Source organism: Thiothrix sp. UBA5583 (assembly GCA_002425225.1).
Lineage (GTDB): Bacteria > Pseudomonadota > Gammaproteobacteria > Thiotrichales > Thiotrichaceae > Thiothrix > Thiothrix moscowensis.
On the sequence record DILV01000023.1, the window covers coordinates 103,246 to 129,818 of the forward strand.

General features: G+C 55.0%; 28 protein-coding genes. 17 read left to right on the top strand and 11 right to left on the bottom strand.

Translation table 11 applies throughout. The features are described from left to right. Window positions 1-36: 36 nt before the first annotated feature. The 9 genes from B2U47_RS08020 to B2U47_RS08060 all read left to right on the top strand — a co-directional run bounded on the left by B2U47_RS08020 (window position 37) and on the right by B2U47_RS08060 (window position 6,713). Window positions 37-309, top strand: coding sequence for a hypothetical protein (locus B2U47_RS08020; RefSeq protein ID WP_296677137.1), 273 nt, complete (start codon window positions 37-39; stop codon window positions 307-309). After that, entirely contained in the window at window positions 309-842 is a 534-nt protein-coding gene (locus B2U47_RS08025; RefSeq protein WP_296677140.1) for a GNAT family N-acetyltransferase, read from the top strand. The genes B2U47_RS08020 and B2U47_RS08025 overlap by 1 nt, the downstream gene beginning before the upstream one ends. Before the next feature lie 89 nt (window positions 843-931). Continuing rightward, the gene (locus B2U47_RS08030; RefSeq protein ID WP_296677144.1) at window positions 932-1,933 is read left to right on the top strand and encodes an ABC transporter substrate-binding protein; all 1,002 of its coding nucleotides are present in this window, start codon (window positions 932-934) and stop codon (window positions 1,931-1,933) included. Continuing rightward, complete coding sequence (locus tag B2U47_RS08035; protein ID WP_296677146.1) at window positions 1,930-2,679, top strand: ABC transporter permease; 750 nt, start codon at window positions 1,930-1,932, stop codon at window positions 2,677-2,679. Before B2U47_RS08030 ends, B2U47_RS08035 begins: the two co-directional genes overlap by 4 nt. Beyond that, on the top strand, window positions 2,676-3,455 hold the full coding sequence (locus B2U47_RS08040) for an ABC transporter ATP-binding protein (protein ID WP_296677149.1): 780 nt from the start codon (window positions 2,676-2,678) through the stop codon (window positions 3,453-3,455). Before B2U47_RS08035 ends, B2U47_RS08040 begins: the two co-directional genes overlap by 4 nt. A 38-nt stretch (window positions 3,456-3,493) precedes the next feature. Next, complete coding sequence (locus B2U47_RS08045; RefSeq protein WP_296677151.1) at window positions 3,494-4,162, top strand: c-type cytochrome; 669 nt, start codon at window positions 3,494-3,496, stop codon at window positions 4,160-4,162. 29 nt (window positions 4,163-4,191) lie between these two features. Continuing rightward, on the top strand, window positions 4,192-4,956 hold the full coding sequence (locus tag B2U47_RS08050; RefSeq protein ID WP_296677154.1) for an ATP-binding cassette domain-containing protein: 765 nt from the start codon (window positions 4,192-4,194) through the stop codon (window positions 4,954-4,956). A 115-nt stretch (window positions 4,957-5,071) separates the two neighbouring features. Next, window positions 5,072-6,016 carry an alpha/beta fold hydrolase gene (locus tag B2U47_RS08055; RefSeq protein WP_296677157.1) on the top strand — a complete coding sequence of 315 codons (945 nt, stop codon included), beginning with the start codon at window positions 5,072-5,074 and terminating at the stop codon, window positions 6,014-6,016. A gap of 166 nt (window positions 6,017-6,182) precedes the next feature. Beyond that, window positions 6,183-6,713 (top strand): methylglyoxal synthase, encoded by a 531-nt coding sequence (locus B2U47_RS08060; protein WP_296677161.1) that lies wholly within the window; start codon window positions 6,183-6,185, stop codon window positions 6,711-6,713. On the opposite strand, the gene B2U47_RS08065 is transcribed toward B2U47_RS08060, so the two are convergent. Beyond that, window positions 6,616-8,304, bottom strand: coding sequence for a response regulator (locus B2U47_RS08065; RefSeq protein ID WP_296677163.1), 1,689 nt, complete (start codon window positions 8,302-8,304; stop codon window positions 6,616-6,618). The two genes, B2U47_RS08060 and B2U47_RS08065, sit on opposite strands and share 98 nt — an antisense overlap. Further along, complete coding sequence (locus B2U47_RS08070) at window positions 8,301-9,449, bottom strand: FIST signal transduction protein (protein WP_296677165.1); 1,149 nt, start codon at window positions 9,447-9,449, stop codon at window positions 8,301-8,303. Before B2U47_RS08070 ends, B2U47_RS08065 begins: the two co-directional genes overlap by 4 nt. Window positions 9,450-9,694: 245 nt before the next feature. On the opposite strand from B2U47_RS08070, the gene B2U47_RS08075 reads away from it, so the two are divergent. The 4 genes from B2U47_RS08075 to B2U47_RS08090 are packed head-to-tail and all read left to right on the top strand — an operon-like array spanning window position 9,695 to window position 16,258. Beyond that, the gene (locus B2U47_RS08075) at window positions 9,695-13,813 is read left to right on the top strand and encodes a hypothetical protein (protein WP_296677169.1); all 4,119 of its coding nucleotides are present in this window, start codon (window positions 9,695-9,697) and stop codon (window positions 13,811-13,813) included. A gap of 11 nt (window positions 13,814-13,824) precedes the next feature. Beyond that, window positions 13,825-14,508 (top strand): hypothetical protein, encoded by a 684-nt coding sequence (locus tag B2U47_RS08080; protein WP_296677171.1) that lies wholly within the window; start codon window positions 13,825-13,827, stop codon window positions 14,506-14,508. Between the two features lie 3 nt (window positions 14,509-14,511). After that, complete coding sequence (locus tag B2U47_RS08085) at window positions 14,512-15,117, top strand: DUF1461 domain-containing protein (protein ID WP_296677174.1); 606 nt, start codon at window positions 14,512-14,514, stop codon at window positions 15,115-15,117. Then, entirely contained in the window at window positions 15,098-16,258 is a 1,161-nt protein-coding gene (locus B2U47_RS08090; protein WP_296677177.1) for a GNAT family N-acetyltransferase, read from the top strand. Before B2U47_RS08085 ends, B2U47_RS08090 begins: the two co-directional genes overlap by 20 nt. 56 nt (window positions 16,259-16,314) lie before the next feature. Here the strand turns inward: B2U47_RS08090 and B2U47_RS08095 are convergent, their stop codons facing one another. The 6 genes from B2U47_RS08095 to B2U47_RS08120 form a co-directional block, all read right to left on the bottom strand. Then, the gene (locus B2U47_RS08095; RefSeq protein ID WP_296677180.1) at window positions 16,315-17,538 is read right to left on the bottom strand and encodes an N-acetylmuramoyl-L-alanine amidase; all 1,224 of its coding nucleotides are present in this window, start codon (window positions 17,536-17,538) and stop codon (window positions 16,315-16,317) included. Window positions 17,539-17,711: 173 nt separating this feature from the next. Next, window positions 17,712-18,125 carry a tRNA (adenosine(37)-N6)-threonylcarbamoyltransferase complex ATPase subunit type 1 TsaE gene (tsaE, locus tag B2U47_RS08100; protein WP_296677185.1) on the bottom strand — a complete coding sequence of 138 codons (414 nt, stop codon included), beginning with the start codon at window positions 18,123-18,125 and terminating at the stop codon, window positions 17,712-17,714. After that, window positions 18,122-19,594, bottom strand: a complete 1,473-nt coding sequence (locus B2U47_RS08105) for an NAD(P)H-hydrate dehydratase (RefSeq protein WP_296677187.1) — start codon at window positions 19,592-19,594, stop codon at window positions 18,122-18,124. Before B2U47_RS08105 ends, tsaE begins: the two co-directional genes overlap by 4 nt. 154 nt (window positions 19,595-19,748) lie before the next feature. Next, window positions 19,749-20,687, bottom strand: coding sequence for a 4-hydroxy-3-methylbut-2-enyl diphosphate reductase (ispH, locus tag B2U47_RS08110; RefSeq protein WP_296677191.1), 939 nt, complete (start codon window positions 20,685-20,687; stop codon window positions 19,749-19,751). Window positions 20,688-20,746: 59 nt separating this feature from the next. Further along, complete coding sequence (locus B2U47_RS08115) at window positions 20,747-21,181, bottom strand: FKBP-type peptidyl-prolyl cis-trans isomerase (protein WP_296677194.1); 435 nt, start codon at window positions 21,179-21,181, stop codon at window positions 20,747-20,749. A 47-nt stretch (window positions 21,182-21,228) separates the two neighbouring features. After that, the gene (locus B2U47_RS08120; RefSeq protein WP_296677196.1) at window positions 21,229-21,564 is read right to left on the bottom strand and encodes a hypothetical protein; all 336 of its coding nucleotides are present in this window, start codon (window positions 21,562-21,564) and stop codon (window positions 21,229-21,231) included. Window positions 21,565-21,683: 119 nt separating this feature from the next. Here B2U47_RS08120 and purD point away from each other — a divergent pair, with 119 nt between their 5' ends. Then, entirely contained in the window at window positions 21,684-22,970 is a 1,287-nt protein-coding gene (gene purD / locus B2U47_RS08125) for a phosphoribosylamine--glycine ligase (protein ID WP_296677199.1), read from the top strand. 43 nt (window positions 22,971-23,013) lie between these two features. On the opposite strand, the gene B2U47_RS08130 is transcribed toward purD, so the two are convergent. Genes B2U47_RS08130 through B2U47_RS08140 form a run of 3 tightly spaced genes read right to left on the bottom strand, consistent with a single transcriptional unit; the run spans window position 23,014 to window position 24,960 of the window. Further along, window positions 23,014-23,313, bottom strand: coding sequence for a hypothetical protein (locus B2U47_RS08130; RefSeq protein ID WP_296677203.1), 300 nt, complete (start codon window positions 23,311-23,313; stop codon window positions 23,014-23,016). 16 nt (window positions 23,314-23,329) lie between these two features. Beyond that, a complete protein-coding gene (locus B2U47_RS08135; protein ID WP_296677204.1) occupies window positions 23,330-23,959 on the bottom strand; it encodes a hypothetical protein in 630 nt (209 codons plus the stop codon). A gap of 11 nt (window positions 23,960-23,970) precedes the next feature. Continuing rightward, window positions 23,971-24,960 (bottom strand): LysR family transcriptional regulator, encoded by a 990-nt coding sequence (locus B2U47_RS08140; RefSeq protein ID WP_296677207.1) that lies wholly within the window; start codon window positions 24,958-24,960, stop codon window positions 23,971-23,973. A 118-nt stretch (window positions 24,961-25,078) separates the two neighbouring features. On the opposite strand from B2U47_RS08140, the gene B2U47_RS08145 reads away from it, so the two are divergent. The 3 genes from B2U47_RS08145 to B2U47_RS08155 are packed head-to-tail and all read left to right on the top strand — an operon-like array spanning window position 25,079 to window position 26,566. Then, window positions 25,079-25,318, top strand: coding sequence for a hypothetical protein (locus B2U47_RS08145; RefSeq protein WP_296677210.1), 240 nt, complete (start codon window positions 25,079-25,081; stop codon window positions 25,316-25,318). Further along, entirely contained in the window at window positions 25,315-26,259 is a 945-nt protein-coding gene (locus tag B2U47_RS08150; protein ID WP_296677212.1) for a sodium-dependent bicarbonate transport family permease, read from the top strand. Before B2U47_RS08145 ends, B2U47_RS08150 begins: the two co-directional genes overlap by 4 nt. Before the next feature lie 4 nt (window positions 26,260-26,263). Next, window positions 26,264-26,566 (top strand): P-II family nitrogen regulator, encoded by a 303-nt coding sequence (locus B2U47_RS08155; protein WP_296677217.1) that lies wholly within the window; start codon window positions 26,264-26,266, stop codon window positions 26,564-26,566. The last annotated feature ends 7 nt before the right edge of the window (window positions 26,567-26,573 follow it).

Here is a 26,573-nt window from a genome sequence, read left to right on the forward strand (position 1 = left end):
CTCATGCTATCTACACATTTGTAGAGGATTGGATTCATGACCACAGCAACCACCCAGATTTCCGCCTACATCTCCGAAGAAACCAAAGGGCAAATCGAGTCCTACGTCAAACGTCGGGGCGTGACCAAGGCATTCATGATCGAGAGTGCCTTGCAACATTTTCTGCAAGCCCTGCGCGAGATACCGGAGGATGTGATCATTCCTGCCCGTTTGGTGATTACCGAAACCAGCCTGTTGAAATTGGTGGAGAGACTGGAAGCTGACGAAGAACCTACCCCCGCCCTGCGTGCCCTGATGGCAGGCTCGTAATGCCTGACTCTCTGCTGATACAGGTTCGCCGTCTGGAAAGCCACGATGACCGTTCCGGTTTTGGCAGCGGCGACATTGAGCTTGACCGTTTTTTCCAGCGTTTTGCCGGGCAGAACCAGTTCAAACATTACGTTGGAACCAGTTACATTGCCGAATGCAGCGGGCAAATTGCCGGGTTCGCCACCGTCAGCAGCGGTGAAATTACGGCTGAATTGCTGACAGGCGTAGTACGCAAACGTCTGCCAGACTACCCCCTTCCCATCCTGCGGCTGGCACGGTTGGCCGTTGACCAGCGTTTCCAGGGGCAAGGCATCGGCAAGCTGCTACTGAAAGCCATGCTGGAACTCGCCTTGCAGTTGCGTGACCAGACTGGCTGCCTTGGTGTGTTAGTGGACGCCAAACCCACCGCCGTCAATTTCTACGCCACGCTGGGTTTCCAGCCACTGGAAAGTGTCAGCGGTGAACTGGGCAACCGCCCGCAACCGTTACCCATGTTCCTGCCCATCCAGATCATTGCCAAAGCGCTTCCCTGACCGCCCCACAGGTTGGTAAAAAGTTGGTAGCGCCCCGCCCCGCTTTGCAGTATCAACAAGCTATTCATGTCATCGGGGAGGAGGACATCATGCAAGGTTCGTTTTGCCACTATTTTGTACGCTGGCTGCTGGTGCTGGGCTTGCTGTTCGGGCTGGCTGCGCCTGCTGTTGCGCTGGAAAAAATCCGCGTCGGTGTGCTGGAATTCGGCACGGTCAGTTGGGAGATGGATACCGTCCAGCACCACAAGCTGGCGGAACAACAGGGCGTGGAACTGGAAGTCGTGCCGCTGGCTTCCGCCGATGCCTCCACCGTGGCCTTGCAGGGCGGGGCGGTGGATGTGATCGTCTCCGATTGGGTGTGGGTCAACCGCCAGCGGGCGGCAGGGCAGGATTACACCCTGTTCCCGTATTCCAACTCACTGGGCAGCCTGATGGTCAAGGCTGACAGCCCGATCAAGACGCTGGCAGACCTGAAAGGCAAAAAACTTGGCATCGCTGGCGGGGCCAACGACAAAAGCTGGCTGCTGTTACGCGCCTACGCCAGGCAGCAGGGGCTGGATTTGCCCAACGATACCCAGCCGCAATACGCCGCCCCACCCTTGCTCAACGAATTGCTGGAACAGGGCGAGCTGGATGCGGTGCTGAATTTCTGGAATTTCGCCGCCCGCTTGCAGGCCAAGGGGATGCGCAGCGTGATCAGTGTGGCGGATGTGGTGCAAGGCCTGGGCATCAAGGGCGAATTGCCGCTGGTGGGCTGGGTATTCAGCAAACAATGGGCGGCAGAACACCAGCAGGCGATGCAGGGTTTCCTTACCGCCTCCTACGCTGCCAAAAAGCTGCTGAAAGACGATGATGCCGAATGGCAACGGCTGCGCCCGCGCATGAAAGCCGACGATGAGGCGGTGTTCACTGCGCTGCGGGACAGTTTCCGCGCCGGGATTCCGGCCTGTTTTGGCGACAAGGAAAAGCAGGCCGCTACCGACACGTTCCGCGTGCTGTCCGGGATCGGTGGCAGTGAACTGGTGGGCGAAGCCAAAGCACTGGACGCCAAGACATTCTGGGCTGGTTTCAGCTTGCCTGCCTGCCCATGAGGCCAGCGCAATGGCGGCAGGTGCGGCTGCTGGTGCTGGTGGGTTTTCTGCTGTTATGGCAACTGGCGGCTTGGTGGCTGGCTAGCCGCAGCCTGCCAACACCGGTGGCGGTGCTGGAGGTGCTGTGGCAACAATTACTCAGCGGCGAATTGCTCAAACATCTGGGCGCAACCCTGGCGCGGATGGCCGCCAGTTTCAGCCTGGCCATGCTGGTGGGGGTTGCCATCGGCATCCTGATGGGCAACCGCCGGGTGTGGAACGAGTTGCTGGATGTGCTGCTGATTCTGGCGCTGAATATTCCCGCGCTTGTCACCATTATCCTGTGCTACCTCTGGCTGGGGCTGGGCGAAACGGCAGCGGTACTGGCAGTCGCCCTCAACAAGATGCCGACGGTGGTTGTGACCCTGCGCGAAGGCGCTCGTGCCGTCGACCGGCAATTACTGGAAGTGGCACAAGTCTACCGCCTGTCACGCTGGCAAACCTTCAGCAAGGTCTATCTGCCGCAGCTTTACCCCTACCTGTTTGCCGCCGCCCGCAACGGGCTGGCGCTGATCTGGAAAATCGTGCTGGTGGTGGAACTGCTGGGGCGCAGCAATGGGGTGGGTTTCCAGCTTGGCAACTATTTCCACTTTTTCGACATCAAGGGGATTCTGGCCTACACGCTGGCGTTTGCGCTGATTGTGCTGGCGCTGGAAACCCTGCTGCTACGCCCGCTGGAGCAGCGGCTGAACCGGTGGCGCAGATGAGTTTCCTCACGGTTTATATAACGGACAAGACTTATACCAATGGGGTGCAGGCCATCCGTGACCTGCACTTTCAGGTGGCGAAGGGTGAATTCGTGGCGCTGGTTGCACCTTCCGGGGCAGGCAAGAGCACCCTGCTCAACCTGCTGGCAGGGCTAGATACCGATTTTCAGGGCAAGCTGGCGTTTCCCGCAGATGCCAGCCTCAGTTTCATGTTTCAGGAACCGCGCCTGTTGCCGTGGCTGACGGTGGAAGACAATATCCGTCTGGTTCTGGATGCGCCTGCCCGCCACACCGACCTGACCCGCTTTGCCCGCATGGACTTGCTGTTGCAGCAACTGGGTTTGCAGGATTTCCGCCAACTTTACCCCAACCAGTTATCTGGCGGGATGAAACGCCGGGCGGCTCTGGTACGAGCTTTTGTTACCCGTCCGGCGGTGTTGCTGATGGACGAGCCGTTCCAGTCGCTGGATGAACCCACCGCGCAAGGCTTGCGCCAGTTGCTGTTGCAATTGTGGGCGGAACATCACCCTACGGTGCTGTTTGTTACCCACAGCCTCAATGAAGCGCTATTGCTGGCTGACCGCATCCTGTTCCTGTCGGCTCGCCCGGCGCAGGTGGTGCTGGATTACACCGTGCCGTTACCACGCCCGCGCCCGCAACAACTGAGCGAGTTGCAGGCATTACAGACGGAATTGCTGCAACGTTTCCCGCAGTTGCTATCCGGCAGTGGCGTCAGCTCCCAACCTTTTGCCAACCCAGCGGCCCCTAAGCTGTAAGGCAATTTTCAGATAACCGGTGTTACGGGAGAATTGTGATGCGCACTGTGAAAATCATGGCTTTGGCAGGTCTGGTCGGGCTTAGCAGCGTTGCCCAGGCTGATACCTCAATGCTGGAAACCGCCACCCAGAAAGGCTGTTTCATCTGCCACTCGGTACAGGCCAAAACCGGCCCGGCGATCCCGCTGGCTCCGGCTTATGCCGACATTGCCGAACGTTTCAAAAACCAGAAAGATGCCGCCAGCTATCTCTCCCAGCGCATCCTCAAAGGCACGGTCGATACCCCACAGGACTGGGAAGGCAAGGTCAATATGCGTTTCATGCCACCCAACGTCAATGTGAGCGCTGAAGAAGCCAGCAAACTGGCAGAGTGGGTACTGAGCATCAAGAAGGATGCGATCAGCGAGGAAGTGATCACCCACGAAGGGATGATGACGCTGGCGGCGCAAAACGGTTGTATTGCCTGCCACGGCATCAGCAAACAGGCCGATAGCCACTATGTCCCGCTCGCGCCACCATTCCATGAAGTTGCCGCCCGCTACAAGGATAACCCGGACGCGAAGAAAACCCTGGTCGAATCCATCATCCAGGGCACGGTCGACAAGGAAAAGAAATGGCCGGATGTGAACATGCGCTTCATGCCTCCCAACCCGTCCCTCAAGCAGGAAGATGTCGATAAACTGGTGGAGTGGATTCTTACCCTGTAACCAGCCAACCCTGCCAACTGGAAAACCCTATGCCTGATGAAACGGTCTTAAGCGTCACTTCGGTCAGTAAACACTACGGCAAACTGTGTGCCGTCAATCAGGTCAGTTTCCAGCTTGGCAGCGGCTTTTATGCCCTGCTGGGGCCGAACGGGGCGGGCAAATCCACCCTGTTCCAGCTTCTCACCGGCCTGTTTGCGCCCGATCAGGGCGATATTCACCTCAATGGCGTCAGTATCCGCCAACATCTGCCGCAAGCACTGGCACAGATGGGGGTGGTGTTCCAGCAACCGGCGTTGGATCTGGATTTGAGCGTACAGGCCAATCTGGATTTTTACGGGCGGCTGCATGGGATGGGCAAAGCTGCCATCCGTACCCGCAGCGCGGCGGTGCTTACCCAACTGGAATTGACGGCGGTTGCCCAGCAAGCCTGCCGTAGCCTCAGCGGGGGCAACCGCCGCAAGGTGGAACTGGCTCGCGCCCTGCTCACCGAACCCCGTTTGCTGCTGATGGATGAGGCCACCGTCGGGCTTGACCCGGCTTCCCGCGCCACCTTGCTGGCTTACGTGCATCGCTTGTGTCAGGAACAGCAGTTGTGCGTGCTGTGGGCGACCCACCTGATTGATGAGGCCGAACAAGCGGCGCAAGTACTGGTGTTGCACAAGGGCAAGCTACTGGCACAGGATACGCCTGCCACGCTGAGGCAGCAGACGGGTACGGCTTCATTGCTGGAGGCATTTTTCCAGTTGTCCGGCGAAGCAGCCGTAGACTCACCACCCACCTCCCCAAGCCTGTAAAAAAATAGACCGGGATATTTCCCGGTCTTAAACAGCTCACGAGAGAGCTTGGAGGATGTACGGTGCATGACTTACATGCTGCCTATTGTAAACACTTGGGGTTGGAGAAAGGTTGGTGTCGAATTACCTGATGACCACACAAGGACACAGCATTTACTTTGCGGAATTGGGCAACCCGGCGGGTATTCCGCTGTTATTCGTCCACGGCGGCCCCGGTTCCGGCTACAACCCTGCCCACGCTGACCTCCTGTATCCACAAGGCTTCCGCATCATCCAGTTTGACCAGCGTGGTTGCGGGCGTTCCACCCCCGGCGGCAGGCTGCTCGGCAACCGCACCTGCGACCTGCTGCGGGACATGGAACACCTGCGCCAACACCTCAGCATCGCGCAATGGGTCATCTATGGCGGTTCGTGGGGGGCAACACTGGCGCTCGAATACGCCAAACACTATCCGCAACAGGTGCTGGGTTTGCTGTTGCGTGGTGCGTTTCTCGCCCGCCAGCAGGACTGGGAATGGTTCAGCCTGCCACAGGGGGTGGCGCAACAGTTTCCCGCTGCTTATCAGGCATTGCTGCACGCCTTGCAGGTACGGCCAGGGGAAAACCCGGTCAACAGCCTGTACCGGCATCTGCTCAACCCGCGTCTGGCAACGGAAACCGCCTACCGTTACGCTTTGGCGTGGGATGGCTGGGAAGCCGCCGTGATGGGCTTGCCAGCCCCCCGTTGCAACCCCGACCCGGCAAGCTGGCAGGCACGCATCAATCGTGCCCGTGTGTACAGCCACTATGCGTGTCGGCAGTTTTTCCTGCCCACAGCAGGGGTACTGCCGGGGCTGGAACGTATCCAGCATCTGCCGCTACTGCTGGTGCATGGACGGCATGACCGGGTTTGCCGTTATGTCGGGGCGCAAATGCTGGCAACGGCCTTGCCCAAGGCGCAACTCATTCCCGTAGCAGCCGGGCATGGCTTGCATGAAGCCGCCTTGCAACAGGCACTGGCAGAAGCCGCCAGCAAACTATTCCAGCATTTGCACAGAACAATAGACAACACCACCCATTAAGCGATTAAAGAAACGTGAATTCAAGCAATACGTGTTTAAAACCATGTTCATGCACGATTCACTTGCGCAAATATTATTCATTGGCATAAGATTGTCTGGCGAGCGCGAGTGATAGCAATAACACAGCATATAAAGACGAACATACAAAAACGGGGGCTTGACGGGGATGCAAAAGCAAAGAATTGCGTTAGTGGCTCATGACAACCTGAAGCCAATATTGTTGAGCTGGGTCAAAGAAAACCGGCAGGTGTTGGCTGGTTGTGAATTGTTTGCAACCGGTACAACCGGCAAGCTGCTACAGGAACATACCGGGTTGGATGTGATTTGCCTGTTGAGCGGCCCTTATGGTGGCGACCAGCAGATTGGCGCAAAAATTTCCGAAGGCACAATTGATATACTGATTTTTTTCTGGGATCCGCTGAGTCCTGTTCCGCATGATGCCGATGTCAAAGCGCTGCTACGTATGGCGACTCTGATGAATATCCCTGTTGCCAACAACCAGAGCACCGCAGATTGTGTGCTGGCAATGCTGCAACTGGACAAACCCTCGCACAGCGGCGTGCTGTATCAACATCCGGCAACCCATTATTCCGCCCGCTTCATGCTGCCCCAACCTGCCAAGACGAAATATGCCCAGACGGAGGGGAAGGTGAAGTACAAATTTTCTCCAGCACGTTCAGTAAATCCTGCGCATTGAAGGGTTTGCTCATGAAACCATCCATGCCCGCTTCCTGACAACGTACCCGGTCGCCGTGCATGGCATTAGCCGTCAGGGCAATGATGGGGGTGCGGGACAATTGCCGGGTGTCTTCATGCTGACGGATGCGGGTGGTGGCTTCCAGCCCATCCATGACAGGCATTTGTACATCCATCAAAATGATGTCGTGAGTGCCGCTTTGCCATTTGTCGACCGCTTCGCTGCCATTTTCAGCTACGGTCACTTTATGCCCAACCTTGTTGAGCAGGCGCACTGCCAACATCCGATTGACGGCATTGTCTTCTGCCAACAAGATATTGAGCGGACGTTCGGTCTGAACCAGTTGCGACGGCTTGCCCTGTACGGGTGTTTTGGCTGTCGCTGCCAGCAGGAATGGGATGCTGAAATGGAAAATGCTGCCATGCCCCAGATCGCTGTCCACCTGCAATTTCCCCCCCATCATGGCAATCAGTTGTGAGGAAATGGTCAAACCCAAGCCCGTCCCCCCATAGCGGCGGGTAATGGAGCTGTCCGCCTGCTGAAAGGGTTGGAAAATGCTGGCCTGCTTTTCCTGCGGAATGCCGATGCCGGTATCGCGTACTGCAAACAGCAGGTTGGCTTGCCCGGCGGGTGCACCACTTTGCGGGGAAATGTTGACAGTGACTTCGCCATGCTCAGTGAACTTGATGGCATTCCCCACCAGATTAATCATGACTTGTCGTAAACGCCCTGCATCGCCTTGCAGTTCGTTAGGTACACCTGCGGCGATTTCCCAATGGAAAGCCAGTGATTTCTCCTGCGCCCGCACTGCCAGTGGTGTGAACGTATCCTGTAACAGGTTTTTCAGGTGGAAAGGTGCAGGGCTGAGTGCCAGCGTACCCGCTTCGATGCGTGAAAAATCGAGGATTTCATTGATGATGTCCAACAATGCCCGTGAGGATGACTTGATCATGCCCAGGTATTCGCGCTGGGTATCGGTTGCTTCGCTATACAACATCAGGTCGGTCAGGCCAATCACCCCATTCATGGGAGTGCGGATTTCATGGCTGATCATCGCCAGAAATTCACTTTTAGCTTTGCTGGCTTTTTCTGCCGCTTCCTTGGCTTGCAGGGCTTCACGACGGGCCTCTTCCAGATCGGCGTGTTGCAAACAGGCCAGACAAGCCGTTTCCAGCCGTTTCAAGACCAGCCCCAAGGCGAGCAAGTGGGATTCAGGCAGAGGTGGATCACGCAACAACACCAGCAAGCCACTCGCACCAATCGGCAGGAAATGGTAACTCATGGTATCGGTGACAATGATTTCACCGGGTTTTTTAGCCTGCCAGCCATTGAGGGCAAGCTGTTGCAAATGTGCCGCCATGACAGGCTGGCAATCTGCCAACGGTACATTCAATGCCGGGTAGCTATAGCAAGGTGCAGGCACTGTTTGGCTGGGCGATTTGCCAAACAGCCATACATAACCGCTACGGCAGTTGAGCAGTTTCAAGGCTGGCGGTAGAAACTTGCGTAACATGATGCGCAAATCCAGATCCTGACCAACCAGCAAAGCCAGTGCATACTGGATGGAAACCAGCTCCAGGGTCGATGTCATGCTGTAGTCCCTGAACCAAGCGTCCCCAGCACGATGGTCTTGTTAAACAGTTCCAGACAGGAATTGTCCGCATCAGCAATTTCGCCCAGTGACATGGCACCAATCAGTGGCGTACCCTGCGGCAGACAAGACTGGATGTTGCCGAGTTCTTCCTCAAAACGTTCCTGTAAAAACAGGGTGCGGCTGATACAGTCAAACAATAATCCCATACAAGGGTCTGGTAGGTGCTGCATGGCCGTTTGGGCACAACGCTGGGAGGCTTCCAGCAAAGTATCGGCGTCACCCTTGAGGATGTAAATGATGTGATTGGCGGGTACTTCACCCACACAAACCAGCGTATTGTCATTGCGGAACAAGGGGTCACGCACCACCACATCGGCTTTCAGCCTGTCCAACCCGAAGGGGTAGGCTTTTGCCAAGTCGAAAAACTCATGCTCACTGAAACGCTTGCCACTATCGGCTTCCACCACCTCGCGGTAAATCTCGAAGGCAGGGCGGTAATCCAGCGTGGTGATGGTGTTGTTATACGCACCTGTCACCACAAAAGGCCCGGCAAATTTGTGCCAGCCGTGATCAATACCAATGCCAACCGGCAGGTTGATGGCGGTAATCTGTGCGCAATCTACCAGCAACCCCTGATTACTGAACAAACAGGGTTTCTGTTCGAAACTGAGTGAGCCAGCGCCACCACCGAGGTACGGGCAACTGCTGCCAAGGACTTCATACAGGCTTTCCAGCACCGCCGAAATGCGCTTGCTCAGGCCATCCACCAGTGTGATCAGGGTCTCGCCGGGAGTAATGCTGCCAGAGAGGCTTTCAGCTTGAGCGAAATAGTCGGCATCCGGGTCAGACAGCCTGTCAATATGCTGGACATTGGCATTAACCGGCAAACCACAAACGATGCTGCCACGTTTGAGGGTATGCCCTTCTGCAATGATTTCAGGAAAAATGCCGCCGAAGACAGGTACAGGCAAGCTACGCAAGCGGGCATCTGCCTGGGCTGGAGTCAGCCCATTCGCATCACAAGCCAGCACAAACAGGCTTTTGGCTCCAGCGATGATAGCGGTATTGATGTTATGGAACAGTTGGTCAGTAGTACCACGATGGTCGACCAGAATCATGGGTGAGGTGCATTTGTTGTTCATGTTGTTGCCTGCCGGGAATGACTGTAGTTATGAAGTGAAGACCCGCTCACATTCTATACATTACATTTGCTTTACAACAGCTTGAGGCGACACACGGCAGGATGGGTTCAGGGTAGGGAAAGGGCTGCTTGCTTCCTCAAGCAAGGCAACGTTTCAAGCAAAAATGTTACAGTTGCATAAATTTTGACAATCATTAGATTTTCTGCAATTGTAACAAAATGTTTTATTGCGAGGGAGTCAGGGTCATGACAACGCTGTCAGGCTACCGTTTTTGGTGGGTATCTGTTTGTCTGCTCATGCTGGCGGGTTGCATATCACCCGACAATGCTACCGTTGAGGGGGCTGGCACTCCCGATGTTACCCAGTGCAGCACCATCCCCGGTGTGGCTGATGGCGCAGACTTTGAGCCGCAAACAGCAACGGTACATGGCAGTGACGGGCGAACCCACCCCGACCTGTTCTATATTGCCTGGGCGCAACTGGATAACCGCACCGACCTGCGATTCCCCGGCAAAGGTTATGACGATGTGGGCTTTGAAGACAAACTGCTGGTTAGCCGTCGTGATCCTGAAGGCAAATACAATACCTGGCAGGTATGGCCGCCGCTGGACAATGACTGCAAGGATACTGAAAAAGTCCGTATCCACAGTTTTGATGTAGCCCCTGATGGCAAAAGCCTGTTTGTGTCCATGAGCCGCGAGGAAGCGGATAATCCGAACCGCAAGCTGGCGATTTACCGCATGGATATTGCCGCCCAAACCATCAGCAAACTGTCCAAAGACAATTCGGTGGATTTCATGTACCCCACCTACATCGGCAATGACGCGGCAAGCGGGCATGAAATGTTGCTGGTAGCCAAAACCGTGCAGGACAATGAAATCCCCATCAACTATGCCGCCCGCAGCACGCTGGCTGATGAGTATGACCGCGCCCCCACGCCACTGATCCACAAGATGGATACGCAAACCGGCGATGTTACCCGGATCGGTTTCAACAATTCCCACCAAACTGAACCAATGGTCATGACAGGCCCCGATGACACCAAACTGGTGGTGTTCAACCAGTGGGAACATCAAGAGACCACCAACCGCTTCAGTTTGTGGAAAATGCAGATTGATGGCAGTGACAATTTCACCTTTTTCGGACAAGAAGCCTCCACCGATCGTGGCAACCAGGATTTGTACTCGCCACGGGTGGTACGCTCCGGCAAATACGCAGGTTACGTGCTGATGGGGCAAAGGGCGCGTAGCAACCACCCCTTTGTGTCGGAAGGCCATATCCTCATGACCAAGCGCGAGCATCTGGATTTGCGCAGCGACAAGGTGTTTCTGGGGAAAATGGATGGCAGCAGCGGTGTTGACCAACATATTGCCCGCACGCCGGAACATTACAACGACCAGAGTTTTACGTATGCCTACCGGGCGTCGTCTGACCACAGCTATGGCATTTACGTGAAAGATTTTCCGGCGAATGTCACTGACCCACTGGATAACACGCCAGGCACGCTGATCATCCAGAATAATGACTACCATTTTATGCAGCCGCGCAGCTTCTATCCCCCGACCAGCCAGACGGTTGCACCGGGCGAAGGTGACATCGGTGAAAACCGGGTATCGTTTACCAACACCCATTTGAATGGCAAATCCGGTTTTCTGGTGCAGAACCTTGGGCAATCGGACAATGGCGTGCAACATCAGCTCGATAATATCCCGCCCACTGATTTGCGTTTGCAATTCTTCATTCCATCCCACCACTTTGCCCATTCCAATGCAGTTGGCATGAAAAACAGCCAGGAAATGAGTATTCCTGCCAGTGATTTCATTCAGCCGGAAACCGATGGCTCACTTGGTGTGGTGATGAAAAACGGCTTGTATGTATGGAAAGTACACAAACGCTTTGAGCATACCGATGCTGCCGGGGCGAAACAGGATATTTGGGTTCCGGTACGTGCCGAGCGCCAAGAGGTCAGTTTCGTTCCCAACCGGGTAAATGCCTGTAACCAGTGCCATCAGGAACGCAATCAGGCCAATATCGACAAATACGCCACTTATAATTCCATCGCTGCCCAGAAAATGCAGGGCGACTTGAGCAATGTGCTGGGTACGGACAAGGACATCAGCACCTACAACGCCAGTGAGGATGTGCCTGATTTCCACCGTGACATCGTGCCGTTGCTGGCAAAACGGGGAAACAATGGTGGTCAGTCCTGCGTGGATTGCCACAATGCCAAGGACAAACTCAACCTGTCGAATACCACGGGGACATCCAGTATCAATTCCACCTTCCGCAACCTGTTGGCGGGTGCTCACAAGCGCAGTGATGGTAATGGGGTTGTGCCATTCCTGATTGACTCGATCAATCCGCTGGGGATGGATGACAGTTACAAGCCCGCCCCGTTCCTGTGGAGCCTGTTGCTGAACAATGACCTGAGTGTGCCACCAGAGACAGGCTACCCCAATGCAGCCAGCCGTGCCCTTGACCGTGCCGGGGATTATGGTGCTGCCTATGATGCTGTCGTGGAAACGGATATTGCTGCCATCAATACCCAGTATGATCACAGCAAGCACTGGTCGGCGGAAGATTTGCAGGCATTCATCACTTATACCACCACACAAATTCCCGTGGGATTGTCTGACCGTATCACCTTCAAGACAAACAGTATCTCCCGCACTACCCCTGCCGCGCAGAAAGCCTACCAGTCCATGGTCAGGCAGTGTTTCAGTTGCCACAGTAACAATCAGGGGGGAATTGATACGGCAGGTGTCCCCTTGCTCAAACGTTATATTTCGACCACCTGGCTGAAAGACCCTGATACCCGTTTCGTCATCGACAGTCATATGGAAAAACTGGATGGCGACCGCTTCTCGCAATACACTTGGATCAGCAACTTGACCAACGACATGAATCGAACCTTGCTGTCTGCTACTCAGCGGATCGACTTCAGCAAACCAGACGATTCCGAACTGCTGGTGTATGCACGTGGGGGCAAGGATGCGGATGGCGCATCCGGTGCATTCCACAGCAATGTTTCACCAAGCCATCCGGGCCTTGCCATTTCCTCGGAAGATTATCTGGCGTTGGCAAACTGGGTGAAAGGCGTTGCTGGCAGCAATCAGTCACCGGGCATTACCACCAACGTTCCGAATATTACCTTGAAGGAATATGACGACCCCTCCTACCTGAAAGATCCGCTCACAGGTGATCCGCTTGCCATTCAATGGGCTGACCCGGATGCAGGGGATTTGTCACAGGCATTCATCAACGGCAGCGGTACAACGACCCATAGCTTTAACGACACCATGCTAGCACTGGAATACCAGTCGTTTACCAGCGCCAAACTACGAACTTACGCCATTCTCGGTGATCGTGGTGCGCAAAATCTTGAGTTCAAGGTAACGGACGGTCAGACATGGAGTGCTGTACAGCAAGTCCCTGTCACCGTCACCAGTGACTATCAGGTTCCCCGCCCTGCTAGCGCATTACCCAACTTCTACGCCTTCTACACGGTGCGGGCAACCGGTGAGTTGCACAAGGTGGATGCCAGCGGCACCGACACGCTGGTTGGTATCATCCCCAATTACAACGGTAAAACCTGGACAACAGTTTACCGCCGCGCTGACAAAGGCTGGCTGTATTTCGTGGAACAAGCTGCGCAGGTTATCCATGTGGTGGATGAGACTAATGCCAGTTACCTGTTCAATATCCAGCTTGACCACTCCTACAACAAGGATTCCGACACTCACAAACAGACAGTTTATCTGATCTGGTGGCGGCCTGCGGAAGGCAACCGTCCTGGTGAGTTGCAAGGCTTGCTGGAAAGCAAATTGAGCAAATACAAGAATGGTGATTTCTATGTAGGCTTGGGCGATGGTGAAGCACCTACCAGTGGAACCAGCCAAACCTTCAAACTGGACAGTTATCGCACCAAACTGGTGGATGGCGGTAATACGGTTGGGGTGTATGTATGGCGACGTGCCACTTTCATGACCAAGTGGAACAATAATGCAGCAGATGCTGGAGCAATTGACCGCGTAAACGTATTGAATCTGGAAACAGGCAAGGCCAAACCACTGGCAGAGTACCGTTTCGCTGCAAAAACCGTGGATGGCGTGGACTATCCTGCCGCCGATTACCTGAACGTGCGGGCGCTTGCCGTGGCAGAAGATGGCGCATTCTACGGGTTCAACAAGGATCTGAATCAGGAGGTCAAGATTTTCAACTTTGACCCACTGGAGGGTATCCAGCAGCCTGTTGCCAACGTTCCGGCAAGCATCAAGGCATTGCTGAACGACCCGGTAACTTACGCCACACCGTTTCTGGTGGTTGAACCACGCCCAATCACCCCACCACCCGCCAGCCCGTAGGAGGCAACACGATGCACATGACAAAAATGATGTTTCCGGTTTTGCTCCTGTTGCCAGCCAGTCTGCTGGCAGGTGGCTTGGGGGGCAACATTGAAACAGGCATTTCTGCCGCCAAAATCGGCGATCTGGGCAAGAGTTACGGGCTGGAAGCCGGGTATCAGCTAACGCCTGCCCTGCGGACGCGCCTGTCATACTCCACCCTAGATTACCAGACAGACCAAACCTTCGGTTCCATCCGTTTTACGGAAGAACTGGATCAGAAAAATGCCCGCCTGACGCTGGACTGGTTTCCGCAGCGTAAAGCAGATGGTTTGTATGGCAGTGCAGGTCTGGTTCATTTGGGGGAGCCAAGCAAACTGGCAGCCACCTTGACCCCCGGATTGAACTACCCGGTGAACGGCGTGGTATACAGTGCGGCACAACTGGGACAAATCAGCGGTACGCTCGAAACCAGCAAGACCGTACCTTATGCTGGGGTTGGCTATAACCACCATTTTGGCAAAAGCAATGGCAATGGCTGGTATGTGCAGGCGGAAGCCGGAAGCGTTTTTGGCCTTGATCCGCAACTGAAGATGCAATCCACGGGTGTCTTACCTGGCTTGGCAGATAACCTGAATGCCTACGCTGCACAAGAAAGCACCAAACTGAAGGATTCTTATGCTATATATGGGATCACGATTGGCTACCGCTTTTGACCATTGAAACTATCATTCCTGTACCCACTCCTGACCAGCATGGTGATGACCGCCAGTATCATGCTGGCAGCTTTCCACCTGCTGCTGCATACCCAGCGCCCGGAGATCAGCCCTGAGTTGCAGGCCAGCAGCCAGTGGGTATGGCAATATCTATTGCATGATTCCGCACTAAACCTACCCAACACCAGCTTGCTGGACATGTCTGCCCGCCGCCACATGCTGGATGTAAAACGCATCCTTGCTACGTTCCAGCAAGCCGCCTTATTGCTGGCTGCCGTCGGTGGGCTACTGCTGATCTTGCAAGCTCGGCCTGCCGCCAATTTGCGGCGCTTGCTGGACTGGTCAGGCAGAATGGGAATGAGCCTCATGGCAGTCGGCATGGTCGCGGCAAGCGTGGATTTCCGCTGGGCATTCATCCTGCTGCACAAGCTGCTGTTTCTGGAGAGAACTTGGGTATTCCCGGATGACAGCCTGCTGATCCGCCTGTTTCCGCTGGAATATTTTCAACAATTCTTTTTGTACTGGGTATTTTTGTGTGTAATGAGCTTCCTGCTATTGTTGCTGACAGCTCATTTTTGGCGGACACCCCATGCACATCCAGATACATGACAGCATTGATGACATCCCTGCCAGCCAGTGGAATGCACTGGTACGTGACCACAACCCCTTCCTGCATCATGGCTGGCTAGCAGCGCTGGAGCAGCACGGCTGTGTCGGTGAAAATTTTGGCTGGATTCCTCGCCATATTGCAGTGCAGGAGGATGGCAAGCTGGTCGCTGCCATACCTTTGTACGAAAAACACAATTCCTATGGCGAATTCGTGTTTGACCATGCCTGGGCAGATGCCTACCAACGACAAGGCATGGCCTATTTTCCCAAGCTGGTAACGACAATCCCCTATTCGCCGGTCAGTGGACAACGCCTGCTGGCAGAAGCCGGGCGGGAAACGGAACTGTTTCCCGTGTTGCTGTCGGCTGTCCAGCAAGTGGCAAAAATCCTGCCCGCCAGCAGTTTTCACTGCCTGTTTCCACCTGCCAGCCAGCTTGAATGGCTGGCACAGCAAGGGCTAACCATCCGCCATGACTGCCAGTTCCACTGGAATAACGCAGGCTATCAGACCTTTGAGGATTTTCTGGCAGTTTTACAGCCGAAAAAGCGCAAAAACATCCGTCAGGAACGGCGCAAGATCGTGGATGCGGGGATCCGCCTGCGCCAACTGGATGGGCATACCGCCACCGCTGCTGACTGGGAACGCTTTGCCTTTTTCTACCGGCAGACTTTTGAAAGCAAATGGGGCATCCCGACCCTGAACGCAGGATTTTTCCGGGCAATGGCACAGGCACTGGGCGAACAGGTATTGCTGGTGATGGCTGACAACCATGATGGGGAATGCATTGCCGGGTCACTGATGTTACGTAGTGATACCCGCCTGTACGGCCGTCACTGGGGTTGCACGGAATATGCCGACAGCCTGCATTTCGAGGCGTGTTATTACCAAGGCATCGAGTACTGCATCCGACACGGCTTGCAGGTATTTGAACCGGGAGCACAGGGGGAACACAAGGTTCCGCGTGGTTTCATCCCAACCTTGACCCGTTCAGCCCACTGGTTAAGGGAAGAAACCTTCCAACAGGCAGTTGAACGTCACGCAGGTTATGAACGCACGTCAGTGGAGCAATACATGCAGGCCGTCAAATGCCATTTGCCTTACCGTGCAGATAGCGTGCCCGAAAAAAAGCCGGAACCTTAGCCCCGGCTAACAGAGAGATCCAACACTATCACTCCAAACATCTGTTAACACGCTTGTCAGGCACGGGCATTCTGATCGGCAGCCCAGGCAACCTGATAGCGTTTGACACCCCGAAACATGGCATCCGCCAACTGCTGCTGGTATTCAGCCGTGCGTAAACGGCGTTCCTCGGTAGGGTTGCTGATGAAAGCGGTTTCCACCAGCATGGAGGGAATATCGGGGGAACGCAGCACCACAAAGCGGGCACTTTCCACCCGGTTGCGCAACGGATTATTGACCTTGGCAAGCTCGCCCAGCACACCTTTGGCAACGTACAGACTGCGTTCAATCATGGCATTCTGACTCAAATCCAGCAGCACGGAAGCGATATGGCTGCGGGTATCGCTCAGGCTTTGCCCACCGAATTTCAGGTCGTAAGAGTTTTCACTTTCCGCCAACAAATGCGCTGCCTCACTGGACGCGCCGTTTTCCGACAGGATATAGACTGACGAACCATTCACCCGTGCATTGTTGTTGGCATCCGCATGGATGGAAATGAACAGGTTGGCTTTGTGGGCATGGGCAATGTCCATGCGGTCACGCAAAGGAATGAAACGGTCTGAATCGCGGGTCAGCACGGCTTTCATGCCCTTGCTCTGGTCAATCTGTTTTTTCAGGCGACGCGCAATCTGGAGGACAACTTCTTTTTCCTGCGTGCCATTGGGGCCAATCGCACCGGGGTCTTTACCGCCATGACCGGGGTCAATCACAACGATGAACTTGCCGCGTACCGGCTCTTCCGTTACCGGCTTTTCTTGGCTTTTTTTCTTGCTGGCGGTGGTTTTCTTGGCTTCCTGTGTTTTTTCCGCAGGACTGCTGCGTCCGCTAGACTTGAGGGAAACCACCAAGGAACTGCCTTTCATGTCTGCACTGACGCCGACAGGCTCAGACACATCCAGCACGACCCTCAAACTGCCGTCCTCACGTTCTGCATAACGGATACCGATCACAGGCGGGCGATCATGTGCACCGTTTTTGAGCTTGCCCGCCAGTCGGGTATTCAGCAGGTCGATAACCACCCGATGCGGATTTTCCAGGGTAAACGTCTTGTACGGGACGGCCTGATCCAAGGAAAGGGAAAACGTCAGGTTAGTGCTGCTACCTTCCAGGCTTGCGCCCGTAACACGCCCTTGGGAAGATGCCGCAAACGCTGCGGGAGCACCCCATCCACCAGCCACGGATGCCGCCAGTGTACCCAGTTTTAACAGAAAATCCCTTCTGCTTGCCTTATTGCTATTCATAACCCAAATCTCTCAAACATTTGCTGACCGATAGGACAAAGAAACCCGCAGTGTTGCCCATCAAGCCACTGTCATATCAAAACTTGTATGCTTCCAATTAGTATTGAACCATATCGGCTTTTTTTCAAGTGCTTTTTTATGAAAGGCCTATAACATTATGAAAATTATGAATATTAACTCAATTCAACCCGACGTTCGGAACCCGCATGGTGTATAAATACTTGCAAATCGGCAATGGGTAAAATATCGCCTGCTTTTTCGGGCCATTCCACCAGACAAAGGGCATCCGGGCGCAAATAATCACGGATGCCCATGTACTCCAGTTCTTCCGCCTCTGCCAACCGGTACAAGTCGAAATGGTAAATGTCCCGACCTGCCAGATGATAGGGTTCCACCAATGTATACGTGGGGCTTTTGACCACACCTGTATGCCCCAGTTCGCGCAACAAGCCACGCACCAAGGTGGTTTTGCCTGCCCCCAAATCGCCATGCAGGGTAATCAGCCCACCTGCCGGAAAGCGCCGCGCCAGCCTTGCCCCCAACGCCAACATTTCCGTTTCATCGTGGATCTGCAAACTTTCTGTCATGGATTCACCGCTTCCCGCAAACAGGTCAGTACATCACTTGCCAGCAACCCTCGTTCCCCGCTGGCGGCGGCTTGGTCGGATGCCCGTGCGTGGGCATAAACCCCGGTTTCGGCAGCCGCCTGTAATCCTAAACCCTGCGCCAGTAAACCTGCAATGATCCCGGTAAGAACATCGCCCATTCCACCTGAAGCCATACCAGGGTTGCCCGCCGGGCAGAATGCCATGCTGTCGGCGGAGGCAATGACCGTACCTGCCCCTTTCAATACCACCACACCACCGTATTGCTGTTGCAGGCGGCGGGCAGCACTGGGGCGATCCTGTTCCACTTGCGCCGTTTCACAACCCAGCAAGTGGGCAGCTTCCCCCGGATGCGGGGTCAGTACCCAGTCGTCACGTTTGACCGGCGTTTGCGCCAACAGGTTGAGGGCATCCGCATCCAGCACTTTGGGCATCTCGGCATTCTGTACCATCGTCAGCAGACCACGTGACCAGGCCGTTTGCGCCATGCCGGGGCCTATGCCGAGTGCATCCATTTTTTGCAGCAGGGAACGCAGGTGTACCGGCGATTCGACCGGATGCACCATCAGTTCCGGGCGGGTCAGGTTGAGCATCGCGGCATGATCCTGATGGGTAGCGATGGAAACCAGCCCGCTACCCACCCGCAAGGCCGCTTCCCCTGCCAGCCGGATGGCACCACTCATGCCGGGAGCACCACCCACCAGCAAGGTATGACCGAAATGTCCCTTGTGCGCGGTGCGATGACGGGGGGGCAAGTTGGCTTGCAGGGTATGTAATCCCAGCAGGTGCATGTTGCCAGGAATGTTGGCATAGGCTTCATCCGGCACATCCAGCCGGGCAAAATGCAGTTGCCCGCAATAATCACGCGCATCGCCAGTCAGCAAACCGGCTTTCATGCCGATGAAAGTCACGGTCAGGTCAGCCTTGACAGCACAACCACACACTTTGCCAGTGTCAGCATGGAGACCGGAAGGGATGTCCACCGCCACCACTGGCGCAGCGTGCTGGTTGAGCAGGCTGATGGCAGTGGCATGGATGCCCTCGACCGTGCGGGTCAGGCCAGTACCAAACAGCGCATCCACCAGCAGGTCGACAGGTGGCAATTCCCCATCAAACGGCCTAACTCGTCCGCCTGCCATCTGGAATTCGGCACAGGCACGCTGGGCGTCATCCCCCAGCCGCAGGATGTCACCCAAGGCCAGCACTGTCACCTGCCAGCCTGCCTGCAAAGCCAGTCTGGCAATGATGAAACCATCCCCGCCGTTATTGCCACCACCGCACAAAACGCAGACCGAGCGTGCCTCAGACCAGTGCTGCTGCATGGCGTCGAATGTGGCTTGCCCTGCCCGCGACATGAGGGTGAAGCCGGGAATGCCGCATTCCTGAATCGCCACCCGATCCAGTTCACGTACCTGTGCTGCACTATAAACCCGGTGAGAAATTGCCGTCATGATAGTCGTCCTTTGCTGATCACATCCCTAGAGCTTATGCACAAAATGGTGATATTTCCTCACCAAAAGCAACAAACAGCTACACCTGCCATAGCGGAAGCCAGCAAGATGACAAGGGCAACGGCAAAATGATGGCAAGCGGCAAGATCAGCGTTCATAGCCTGCGCAATTCCTTGGGCAAAACAAACGACACGTTTTCACTGATGCCGGAATCCTGCACCCGCACGTTAGCGCCCAGCGCCTGCAAATGGGTGATCACGCCATCCACCAGCACTTCCGGGGCAGAAGCTCCAGCAGTGACGCCGATCTGCTGTTTGCCTGTCAGCCATTCAGCGCGGATGTCTTCCGCACCGTCGATCAGATAGGCGGGCGTACCGCGTTTTTCAGCAATTTCGCGCAAACGGTTGGAATTGGAACTATTGGGGGAACCGACCACCAGCACCAGATCGGATTCGTCTGCCAACCGTTTCAGGGCATCCTGCCGGTTCTGGGTGGCGTAACAGATGTCATCCTTTTTCGGCCCGACAATCGAGGGGAAACGCTGGCGCAAAGCGTCAATCACGATGGAGGCATCATCTACCGACAAGGTGGTTTGGGTAACGAATGCCAGTTTTTCAGGATTGTACACATGCAGTGCCGCTACTTCGGCGGGGCAATCGACCCGGTAGACCGCACCGCCAAACGAAGTGTCGTATTGCCCCATTGTGCCTTCCACTTCCGGGTGGTTTTTGTGCCCGATCAGGATGGTTTCACGCCCTTCACGGCTATAACGGGTCACTTCGATATGGACTTTGGTCACCAGCGGGCAGGTAGCGTCGAACACTTTCAACCCGCGCCGCCTGGCTTCATCCTGCACCGCACGGGAAACGCCGTGGGCACTGAAAATGACGGTGGCATCATCGGGAACTTCATCCAGTTCCTGGACAAAAACCGCGCCTTTTTCGCGCAGGTTGTTGACGACAAAACGGTTGTGAACGACTTCGTGGCGCACGTATACCGGCGCACCGAGCACCTCCAGCGCCCGGTCAACGATTTCAATGGCACGGTCAACACCGGCACAAAAGCCGCGTGGATTGGCGAGAATGGCTTGCATGGTGGTTGTCTTTTCTGGTGGTTAATCTGATAGGAGCAAGCGTACAGGCGGGCTGGGGGTTAGTCCAATATCGCCAGAATCTCCAGTTCAAAGCTGATGTGCTGTCCAGCCAGCGGGTGGTTGAAATCCACTTCCACCTCATCAGCGCCGAGGCCAAGAATTTTGCCCGGAATTTCCTGCCCGGATGGCAAGGCGAAACTGATCACTTGCCCGACGGCGACATTCAGTTCAGGCGGAAACGTATCCCGCGCAAGCTGCTGGATGGCATCCGGATCTGGCATCCCGAAGGCTTCGCTTGCCAGCAGTATCAGACGGGATTTTTCTCCTTCCGGCAAGCCGACTAGGGCACTTTCGACATTCGGATGCATGTCACCGCACCCCAGTTGCAGGATGTCACCCTCCGGGTCTTCGCTGGTTTCCACCAATTGCCCGTCAGCAAGGAACAGTTTGTAACGCCAGCGGATGCGGCTGTTGGCCTGAATGGTTTTACTCATGTTGGCAGAATTAATTGCGTGTAAAAACCATCAGGATAGCAGAGCTTTCAGGAAACTGGCACAAGCTCGTTGGTATTGATGTAACAACTTGGGCGATGTCCCAGACGCGGGTAAACGTGCAGCCAGAATTGTCCCCCCTGACGCAATGTGCCCTCCTCCAGTGCCACCAGATCAACCAGTTGCCCATTGTGCAACAGCGTTACAACCGGGGCAGCAGCATCCGGCAGGCGGTAACAGGACACCGTATCGCTGGCGGAACGGGTTTCATACACCGTGGCCACAATACGTGTAGGAGGCAGTTCCACCGTTGGCTGGGATGTTTCCTGTTTGCAGCCCCCCAGCACGGCAGCAGCGATCAAAAATCCACAATAATACATATTCATCTCCCGGAGATTCCTTTTTTCCGGCATTAACCCTTTGTGGATTAAACGCATGAACTATTGAAACAGCTACCTAATCCCGCTTTAATGGTGCGTTTTTCAGGATTTAGGGAGCAAAAGGCATGAAAGTTCTGGTGGTAGGCGGTGGCGGGCGTGAACACGCACTGGCATGGAAAATTGCGCAATCCGGGCGCGTGAGTGAAGTTCTGGTGGCTCCCGGCAATGCCGGTACGGCGTTGGAACCCAACATGCGCAACCTGCCGATTGCCGCTGAGGATGTGGATGCCTTGGCAACCTATGCCAAGGAACACGCAGTTGACCTGACGGTGGTTGGCCCGGAAGCGCCCTTGTCCAGAGGGATCGTCGACAAATTCCGCGCAGCAGGCTTGCGCTGCTTTGGCCCGACCCAGCAGGCGGCACAACTGGAGTCATCCAAAGCATTTGCCAAGGATTTTCTGGCACGCCACCACATCGCCACGGCGGAATACGCCAATTTTACCGAAATCGAACCAGCGCTTGCCTACATCAAAGCCAAGGGTGCGCCGATTGTGGTCAAGGCTGACGGGCTGGCGGCTGGCAAAGGTGTCATCCTTGCCCAGACTGAGGAAGAAGCCATTGCCGCAGTGCAGGACATGCTGGCAGGCAATGCCTTCGGTGCTGCTGGCAGCCGGGTGGTCATTGAGGAATTTCTGGTGGGTGAAGAAGCCAGTTTCATCGTGATGGTGGATGGCGAGCATGTGCTGGCAATGGCGAGTTCACAAGATCACAAAGCACGCGACAACGGCGACAAGGGGCCGAATACCGGCGGCATGGGAGCGTATTCCCCGGCCCCGGTCGTAACACCCGCCATGCACGAGCGCATCATGCAGGAAGTCATTTATCCCACGGTGCGCGGTATGGCAGCCGATGGCATCCCTTACACCGGTTTCCTGTACGCAGGCGTGATGATCACCCCTGATGGTTTGCCGAAAGTGCTGGAATTCAACTGCCGCTTTGGCGACCCGGAAACCCAGCCCATCATGGTGCGCCTGCAATCCGATTTCGTCGGTCTGCTGGAAGCCGCACTGGATGAGCGCCTGGACAAGGTTTCAGCCGAATGGGACAGCCGTGCGTCTTTGGGCGTGGTACTGGCAGCGGGCGGCTACCCTGATGCTTACCGCAAAGGGGATGTCATCAGCGGGTTGGAGCAGGCGGCGCAACGCGATGGCAAGGTATTCCATGCCGGAACCAGCCAGCAGGATGGACAAGTCGTCACCAACGGCGGACGAGTGCTGTGTGCAGTCGGGCTGGGCAACACAGTGACTGAAGCACAAGCCAACGCTTATGCACTGGTCAGAGAAATCGGCTGGGATGATGTTTACTATCGTACTGACATCGGACACCGGGCAGTGGCGCGGGAACAGGGGTAAGTTACCCCGACCATGCGGCGACAAGGGCGTTGATCAAACAGGCTTAATCATCTTCGCCCAACTCGCTATCCCAGCCTTTGGCTTTTGCCTCACTAATCGCGCGGCTATGCAAGTCGCTATGCCGCTGCTGCAATTCTGGTGGCAGACGGCTCGGTAAATGCCCGTATTTCATCCACTCTGCATGGACTTTTTCATACAGGTTTTGCAGCATCCCGGCACTCCAGCCAGCGCATTGTTCGGTGTCAGGCAGCACACCAAACACCCACGCATCGCGGATCAGTCGCCCGACCGGACTCATGCCAAATTGTGAATCGTTACCCAAACCTTCGTATTTTCCACTCATGGTATTCCTGCCTGTATTAATTGGTAGCCCGTGCATTGATATTGGCAACAGCCTGTTCTGCCGCCCGCAGGGCTTGCGCCATTTCCGCTTCACTGCCCATCATGATCAGTCGCCCGAATGCACCATAGGCTTTCACATCGACCAAGGTGACATGGGCGGCTTTTTCGGCTTCGTTGGCAACGTAAACGATATAACCGGCGGGTTCGGTTTCAAAAATGAACATGCTTTTGCCCGGTTGTAACATCGAGCCGTGGCGCATTTGCCGGTTTATCAGGGTGGCGTGGTCTGGGGTAATGGCGCGGATGATTTCTTTCCAAGCGACGCGGCACGCCATACGGCTTTCGACATTGGCGTAGATTTCACGCAAGACCGCCTCACCTGCTGCGGTGACTTCACTCTGGTTGCGGTAGTGGACTTCCATTGAACCAAAAGCGCGTTCCACCACCTGTTGGCCGAGACGCACATTACTGGCTTTAAGGGCAATGTCGCTCAGGCGGTGGACTGCCATGCCCGGTGCGACTTCAATCCACAAACAGGCATCGCCGGGAATCGGCAAGAACCCTTGTGACGATGTTCCCAGATAAGAGGCAAGCTGGGGTTGCAGCGAGTCAATGAAAGAATACACACGTAAGGTCACATTATTCATCGGTATCAGGCTCAGGGCTTAGGATCAATCGGCGACATCGGATTTACATGATGGGCGGGGAAATGTAAGCGCGTTTCGTTAATGCCTTCCCAGATCCGCGCCCCGTCTTGCAGCAGGAAATCGAGAAAACGTTTGGAGGTATTGGAAAGTTTTTTGCCTTTCAGGTGTACCGCATACCATCGGCGCATCAGCGGGAAGTGCTGCACATCCAACACAGCGAGCAACCCGGCTTCCAGTTCGAGCCGCAAATTATGCCATGACAAGACAGAAATACCCAAACCTGCCATAACCGCTTGCTTGATGGCTTCGCTGCTACCGAGTTCCATATAGACATTGGCTTCCAGCCCGTGTTCGGCAAACAGGCGGATACGAGCTGCGCGTGTACCGGAGCCTTCCTCGCGTGACAAAAAACGCTCTTGGGCGATGCGTTCCAGCGTGATATTACGTTCACCAACCAAGGGGTGGTTAGGTGGGGCAATCACCACGATGGGGTTATCCAGAAAGTATTCAGCGGTTAATTCCAGATTATTGCCGGTGGGGATAGTGCCCATGATCACCAGATCGTCCAGATTGTCTTCCAGACGGCGGATGACTTTGGCCTGGTTGGTAATGGTCAGGCGCGGTTCCACCCGTGGGTAATCCTTGAGGAATGCACCGAGCAGGTGCGGCATGAAATACTTGGCAGTGGTAATGGCTGAAACGCTCAATGGGCCTTTGACACCCTCTTCCATGCCGATCATGTCTTCATTGAGTACCCGCAAACGCTCCAGGACATCACGGGATGCCTCGAACAGTTCACGTCCGGCTTCGGTGAGGAACAAGCGTTTACCGATTTGTTCGGTCAAGGGGATGCCCACACTTTCCTCCAGCCGTTTGATCTGGATGGATACTGCTGGTTGGGTCAGATGCAATTCTTCCGCTGCACGGGTAAAGGACAAATGCTTACCCACACTGTAAAACAGGCGTAACTGGTGCAGAGTGATATGGCGCAGGTTCATCATTAAGTCCGCTTTATCGAGAGCATTTACATTTACTTAGGTTAATATATCTAATATTAACGATTAACTTTAGTTGATTGTCAAGCTAATTTATAGTGCGCCTCAACTTGAGGAACTCACAATGTCGCAACCGCAACACGATGATCAACATGAGACAGACAAGATGGAAAATCCATCACCAGAAAAAGCATTAATCCTAGGCTTTGACCCGGCAGTATTGGCGGTGCTACTGGTATTTGTGTTGCTGTTTTCTGCTATTTTACCGCGTGCTTGGCCTCTGATTGTGGGTGTGGTTGGTTTGGGTTTGGCAGCCCGCTGGGGTATCCTTTGGTATGAGGGGCGTCAAAGGAGTCATTCATGAGCATAGAACCTGTCGTCTTGTTTTTTGTGTTAGGTCTTGCTGCGGGATTATTGCGGTCTGATCTGAAAATTCCCGGTAGTATTTACGACGCTCTTTCCATCTACCTGTTGTTGGCGATTGGGCTAAAAGGCGGGGTCAAACTGGCGGAACAAGCCACGCCGGGGATGTTGCTGGATGGTGTGTTGATTATCGGTGCAGCCATCCTGATACCGTTGGTAGCCTTTCCGGTGTTGCGTTACCTCGGTAAGTTGAAGCGTGCGGATGCGGCTTCGATTGCGGCACATTACGGTTCGGTCAGTGTGGTGACATTCTCTATCGGAGTGGCATTTCTGGCACAAGCCGCGCAAGAATACGAAGGCTACCTGATTGTCTTTCTGGTATTGCTAGAAGTGCCTGCCTTGGTAATCGGGGTGATGTTGGCTCGCTATGGTGCAGGGCAAGTGCGTTGGGGGCGGATGTTGCATGAAGTATTTTTCGGCAAGAGTATTTTTCTACTGTTAGGTGGCATGATTATTGGCTATGTCGCCGGGCCGCAAGGTATTGCACCGCTGGATAAAGTGTTTTTTGACCTGTTCAAAGGCGCATTGGCAATCTTCTTGCTGGAAATGGGGTTGGTAGCAGCGGGCAGGCTAGCCGATTTGCGGGCGTATGGGGTATTTTTAATAGGCTTTGGGATTGTAATGCCAATATTGTCGGCTTCACTAGGTACGGCAGTGGGTTGGGTGTTGGGTTTGTCGGTCGGTGGTACGATGTTGTTGGCGGCGCTGTATGCCAGTGCTTCTTACATTGCCGCACCTGCCGCCATGCGGATTGCTGTTCCTGAGGCGAACCCCGGATTATCTATCGGTGCGGCACTGGGTGTGACCTTTCCGTTCAATATTCTGATAGGAATTCCCCTGTATTACTGGATGGCGCAAACCATCCATCAGATTGGAGCGTAAACACGTGTCTGACCAGAACCAACGCTTGCTGACCATTGTGTGTGAATCCATGCTGGAATCATTCCTGCAAGAAGAACTGCCCCGTCTGGGAGCTAGCGGCTATACGATCACGGATGCCCGTGGTGCGGGGCGGCATGGGCGGCGTGGCGGTGCTTGGGCCAAAGAAAGTAATATCAAGGTCGATATTGTCTGTGATGCCGAGGTTGCCCAGCGGGTAGTCGAACACATTAACCGCGAGTACAAACAGCATTACGCGCTGGTGATGTATTCCACCGATGTCACCATGCATTGCGTGTCAGCAAGGTAGCGGGCTC

Excerpts from the sequence above, each read along its gene's own strand:
- B2U47_RS08105 (WP_296677187.1), bottom strand. The coding sequence starts at position 19,594 with ATGACGGCAATTTCTCACCGGGTTTATAGTGCAGCACAGGTACGTGAA.
- B2U47_RS08035 (WP_296677146.1), top strand. The coding sequence starts at position 1,930 with ATGAGGCCAGCGCAATGGCGGCAGGTGCGGCTGCTGGTGCTGGTGGGT.
- B2U47_RS08065 (WP_296677163.1), bottom strand. The coding sequence starts at position 8,304 with ATGACATCGACCCTGGAGCTGGTTTCCATCCAGTATGCACTGGCTTTG.
- B2U47_RS08030 (WP_296677144.1), top strand. The coding sequence starts at position 932 with ATGCAAGGTTCGTTTTGCCACTATTTTGTACGCTGGCTGCTGGTGCTG.
- B2U47_RS08115 (WP_296677194.1), bottom strand. The coding sequence starts at position 21,181 with ATGAGTAAAACCATTCAGGCCAACAGCCGCATCCGCTGGCGTTACAAA.
- B2U47_RS08130 (WP_296677203.1), bottom strand. The coding sequence starts at position 23,313 with ATGAGTGGAAAATACGAAGGTTTGGGTAACGATTCACAATTTGGCATG.
- B2U47_RS08045 (WP_296677151.1), top strand. The coding sequence starts at position 3,494 with ATGCGCACTGTGAAAATCATGGCTTTGGCAGGTCTGGTCGGGCTTAGC.
- B2U47_RS08090 (WP_296677177.1), top strand. The coding sequence starts at position 15,098 with ATGCACATCCAGATACATGACAGCATTGATGACATCCCTGCCAGCCAG.
- B2U47_RS08075 (WP_296677169.1), top strand. The coding sequence starts at position 9,695 with ATGACAACGCTGTCAGGCTACCGTTTTTGGTGGGTATCTGTTTGTCTG.
- B2U47_RS08070 (WP_296677165.1), bottom strand. The coding sequence starts at position 9,449 with ATGAACAACAAATGCACCTCACCCATGATTCTGGTCGACCATCGTGGT.
- B2U47_RS08135 (WP_296677204.1), bottom strand. The coding sequence starts at position 23,959 with ATGAATAATGTGACCTTACGTGTGTATTCTTTCATTGACTCGCTGCAA.
- B2U47_RS08025 (WP_296677140.1), top strand. The coding sequence starts at position 309 with ATGCCTGACTCTCTGCTGATACAGGTTCGCCGTCTGGAAAGCCACGAT.
- B2U47_RS08040 (WP_296677149.1), top strand. The coding sequence starts at position 2,676 with ATGAGTTTCCTCACGGTTTATATAACGGACAAGACTTATACCAATGGG.
- B2U47_RS08020 (WP_296677137.1), top strand. The coding sequence starts at position 37 with ATGACCACAGCAACCACCCAGATTTCCGCCTACATCTCCGAAGAAACC.
- B2U47_RS08150 (WP_296677212.1), top strand. The coding sequence starts at position 25,315 with ATGAGCATAGAACCTGTCGTCTTGTTTTTTGTGTTAGGTCTTGCTGCG.
- B2U47_RS08120 (WP_296677196.1), bottom strand. The coding sequence starts at position 21,564 with ATGAATATGTATTATTGTGGATTTTTGATCGCTGCTGCCGTGCTGGGG.
- B2U47_RS08060 (WP_296677161.1), top strand. The coding sequence starts at position 6,183 with ATGCAAAAGCAAAGAATTGCGTTAGTGGCTCATGACAACCTGAAGCCA.
- B2U47_RS08050 (WP_296677154.1), top strand. The coding sequence starts at position 4,192 with ATGCCTGATGAAACGGTCTTAAGCGTCACTTCGGTCAGTAAACACTAC.
- B2U47_RS08095 (WP_296677180.1), bottom strand. The coding sequence starts at position 17,538 with ATGAATAGCAATAAGGCAAGCAGAAGGGATTTTCTGTTAAAACTGGGT.
- purD (WP_296677199.1), top strand. The coding sequence starts at position 21,684 with ATGAAAGTTCTGGTGGTAGGCGGTGGCGGGCGTGAACACGCACTGGCA.
- B2U47_RS08140 (WP_296677207.1), bottom strand. The coding sequence starts at position 24,960 with ATGATGAACCTGCGCCATATCACTCTGCACCAGTTACGCCTGTTTTAC.
- B2U47_RS08145 (WP_296677210.1), top strand. The coding sequence starts at position 25,079 with ATGTCGCAACCGCAACACGATGATCAACATGAGACAGACAAGATGGAA.
- ispH (WP_296677191.1), bottom strand. The coding sequence starts at position 20,687 with ATGCAAGCCATTCTCGCCAATCCACGCGGCTTTTGTGCCGGTGTTGAC.
- B2U47_RS08080 (WP_296677171.1), top strand. The coding sequence starts at position 13,825 with ATGCACATGACAAAAATGATGTTTCCGGTTTTGCTCCTGTTGCCAGCC.
- tsaE (WP_296677185.1), bottom strand. The coding sequence starts at position 18,125 with ATGACAGAAAGTTTGCAGATCCACGATGAAACGGAAATGTTGGCGTTG.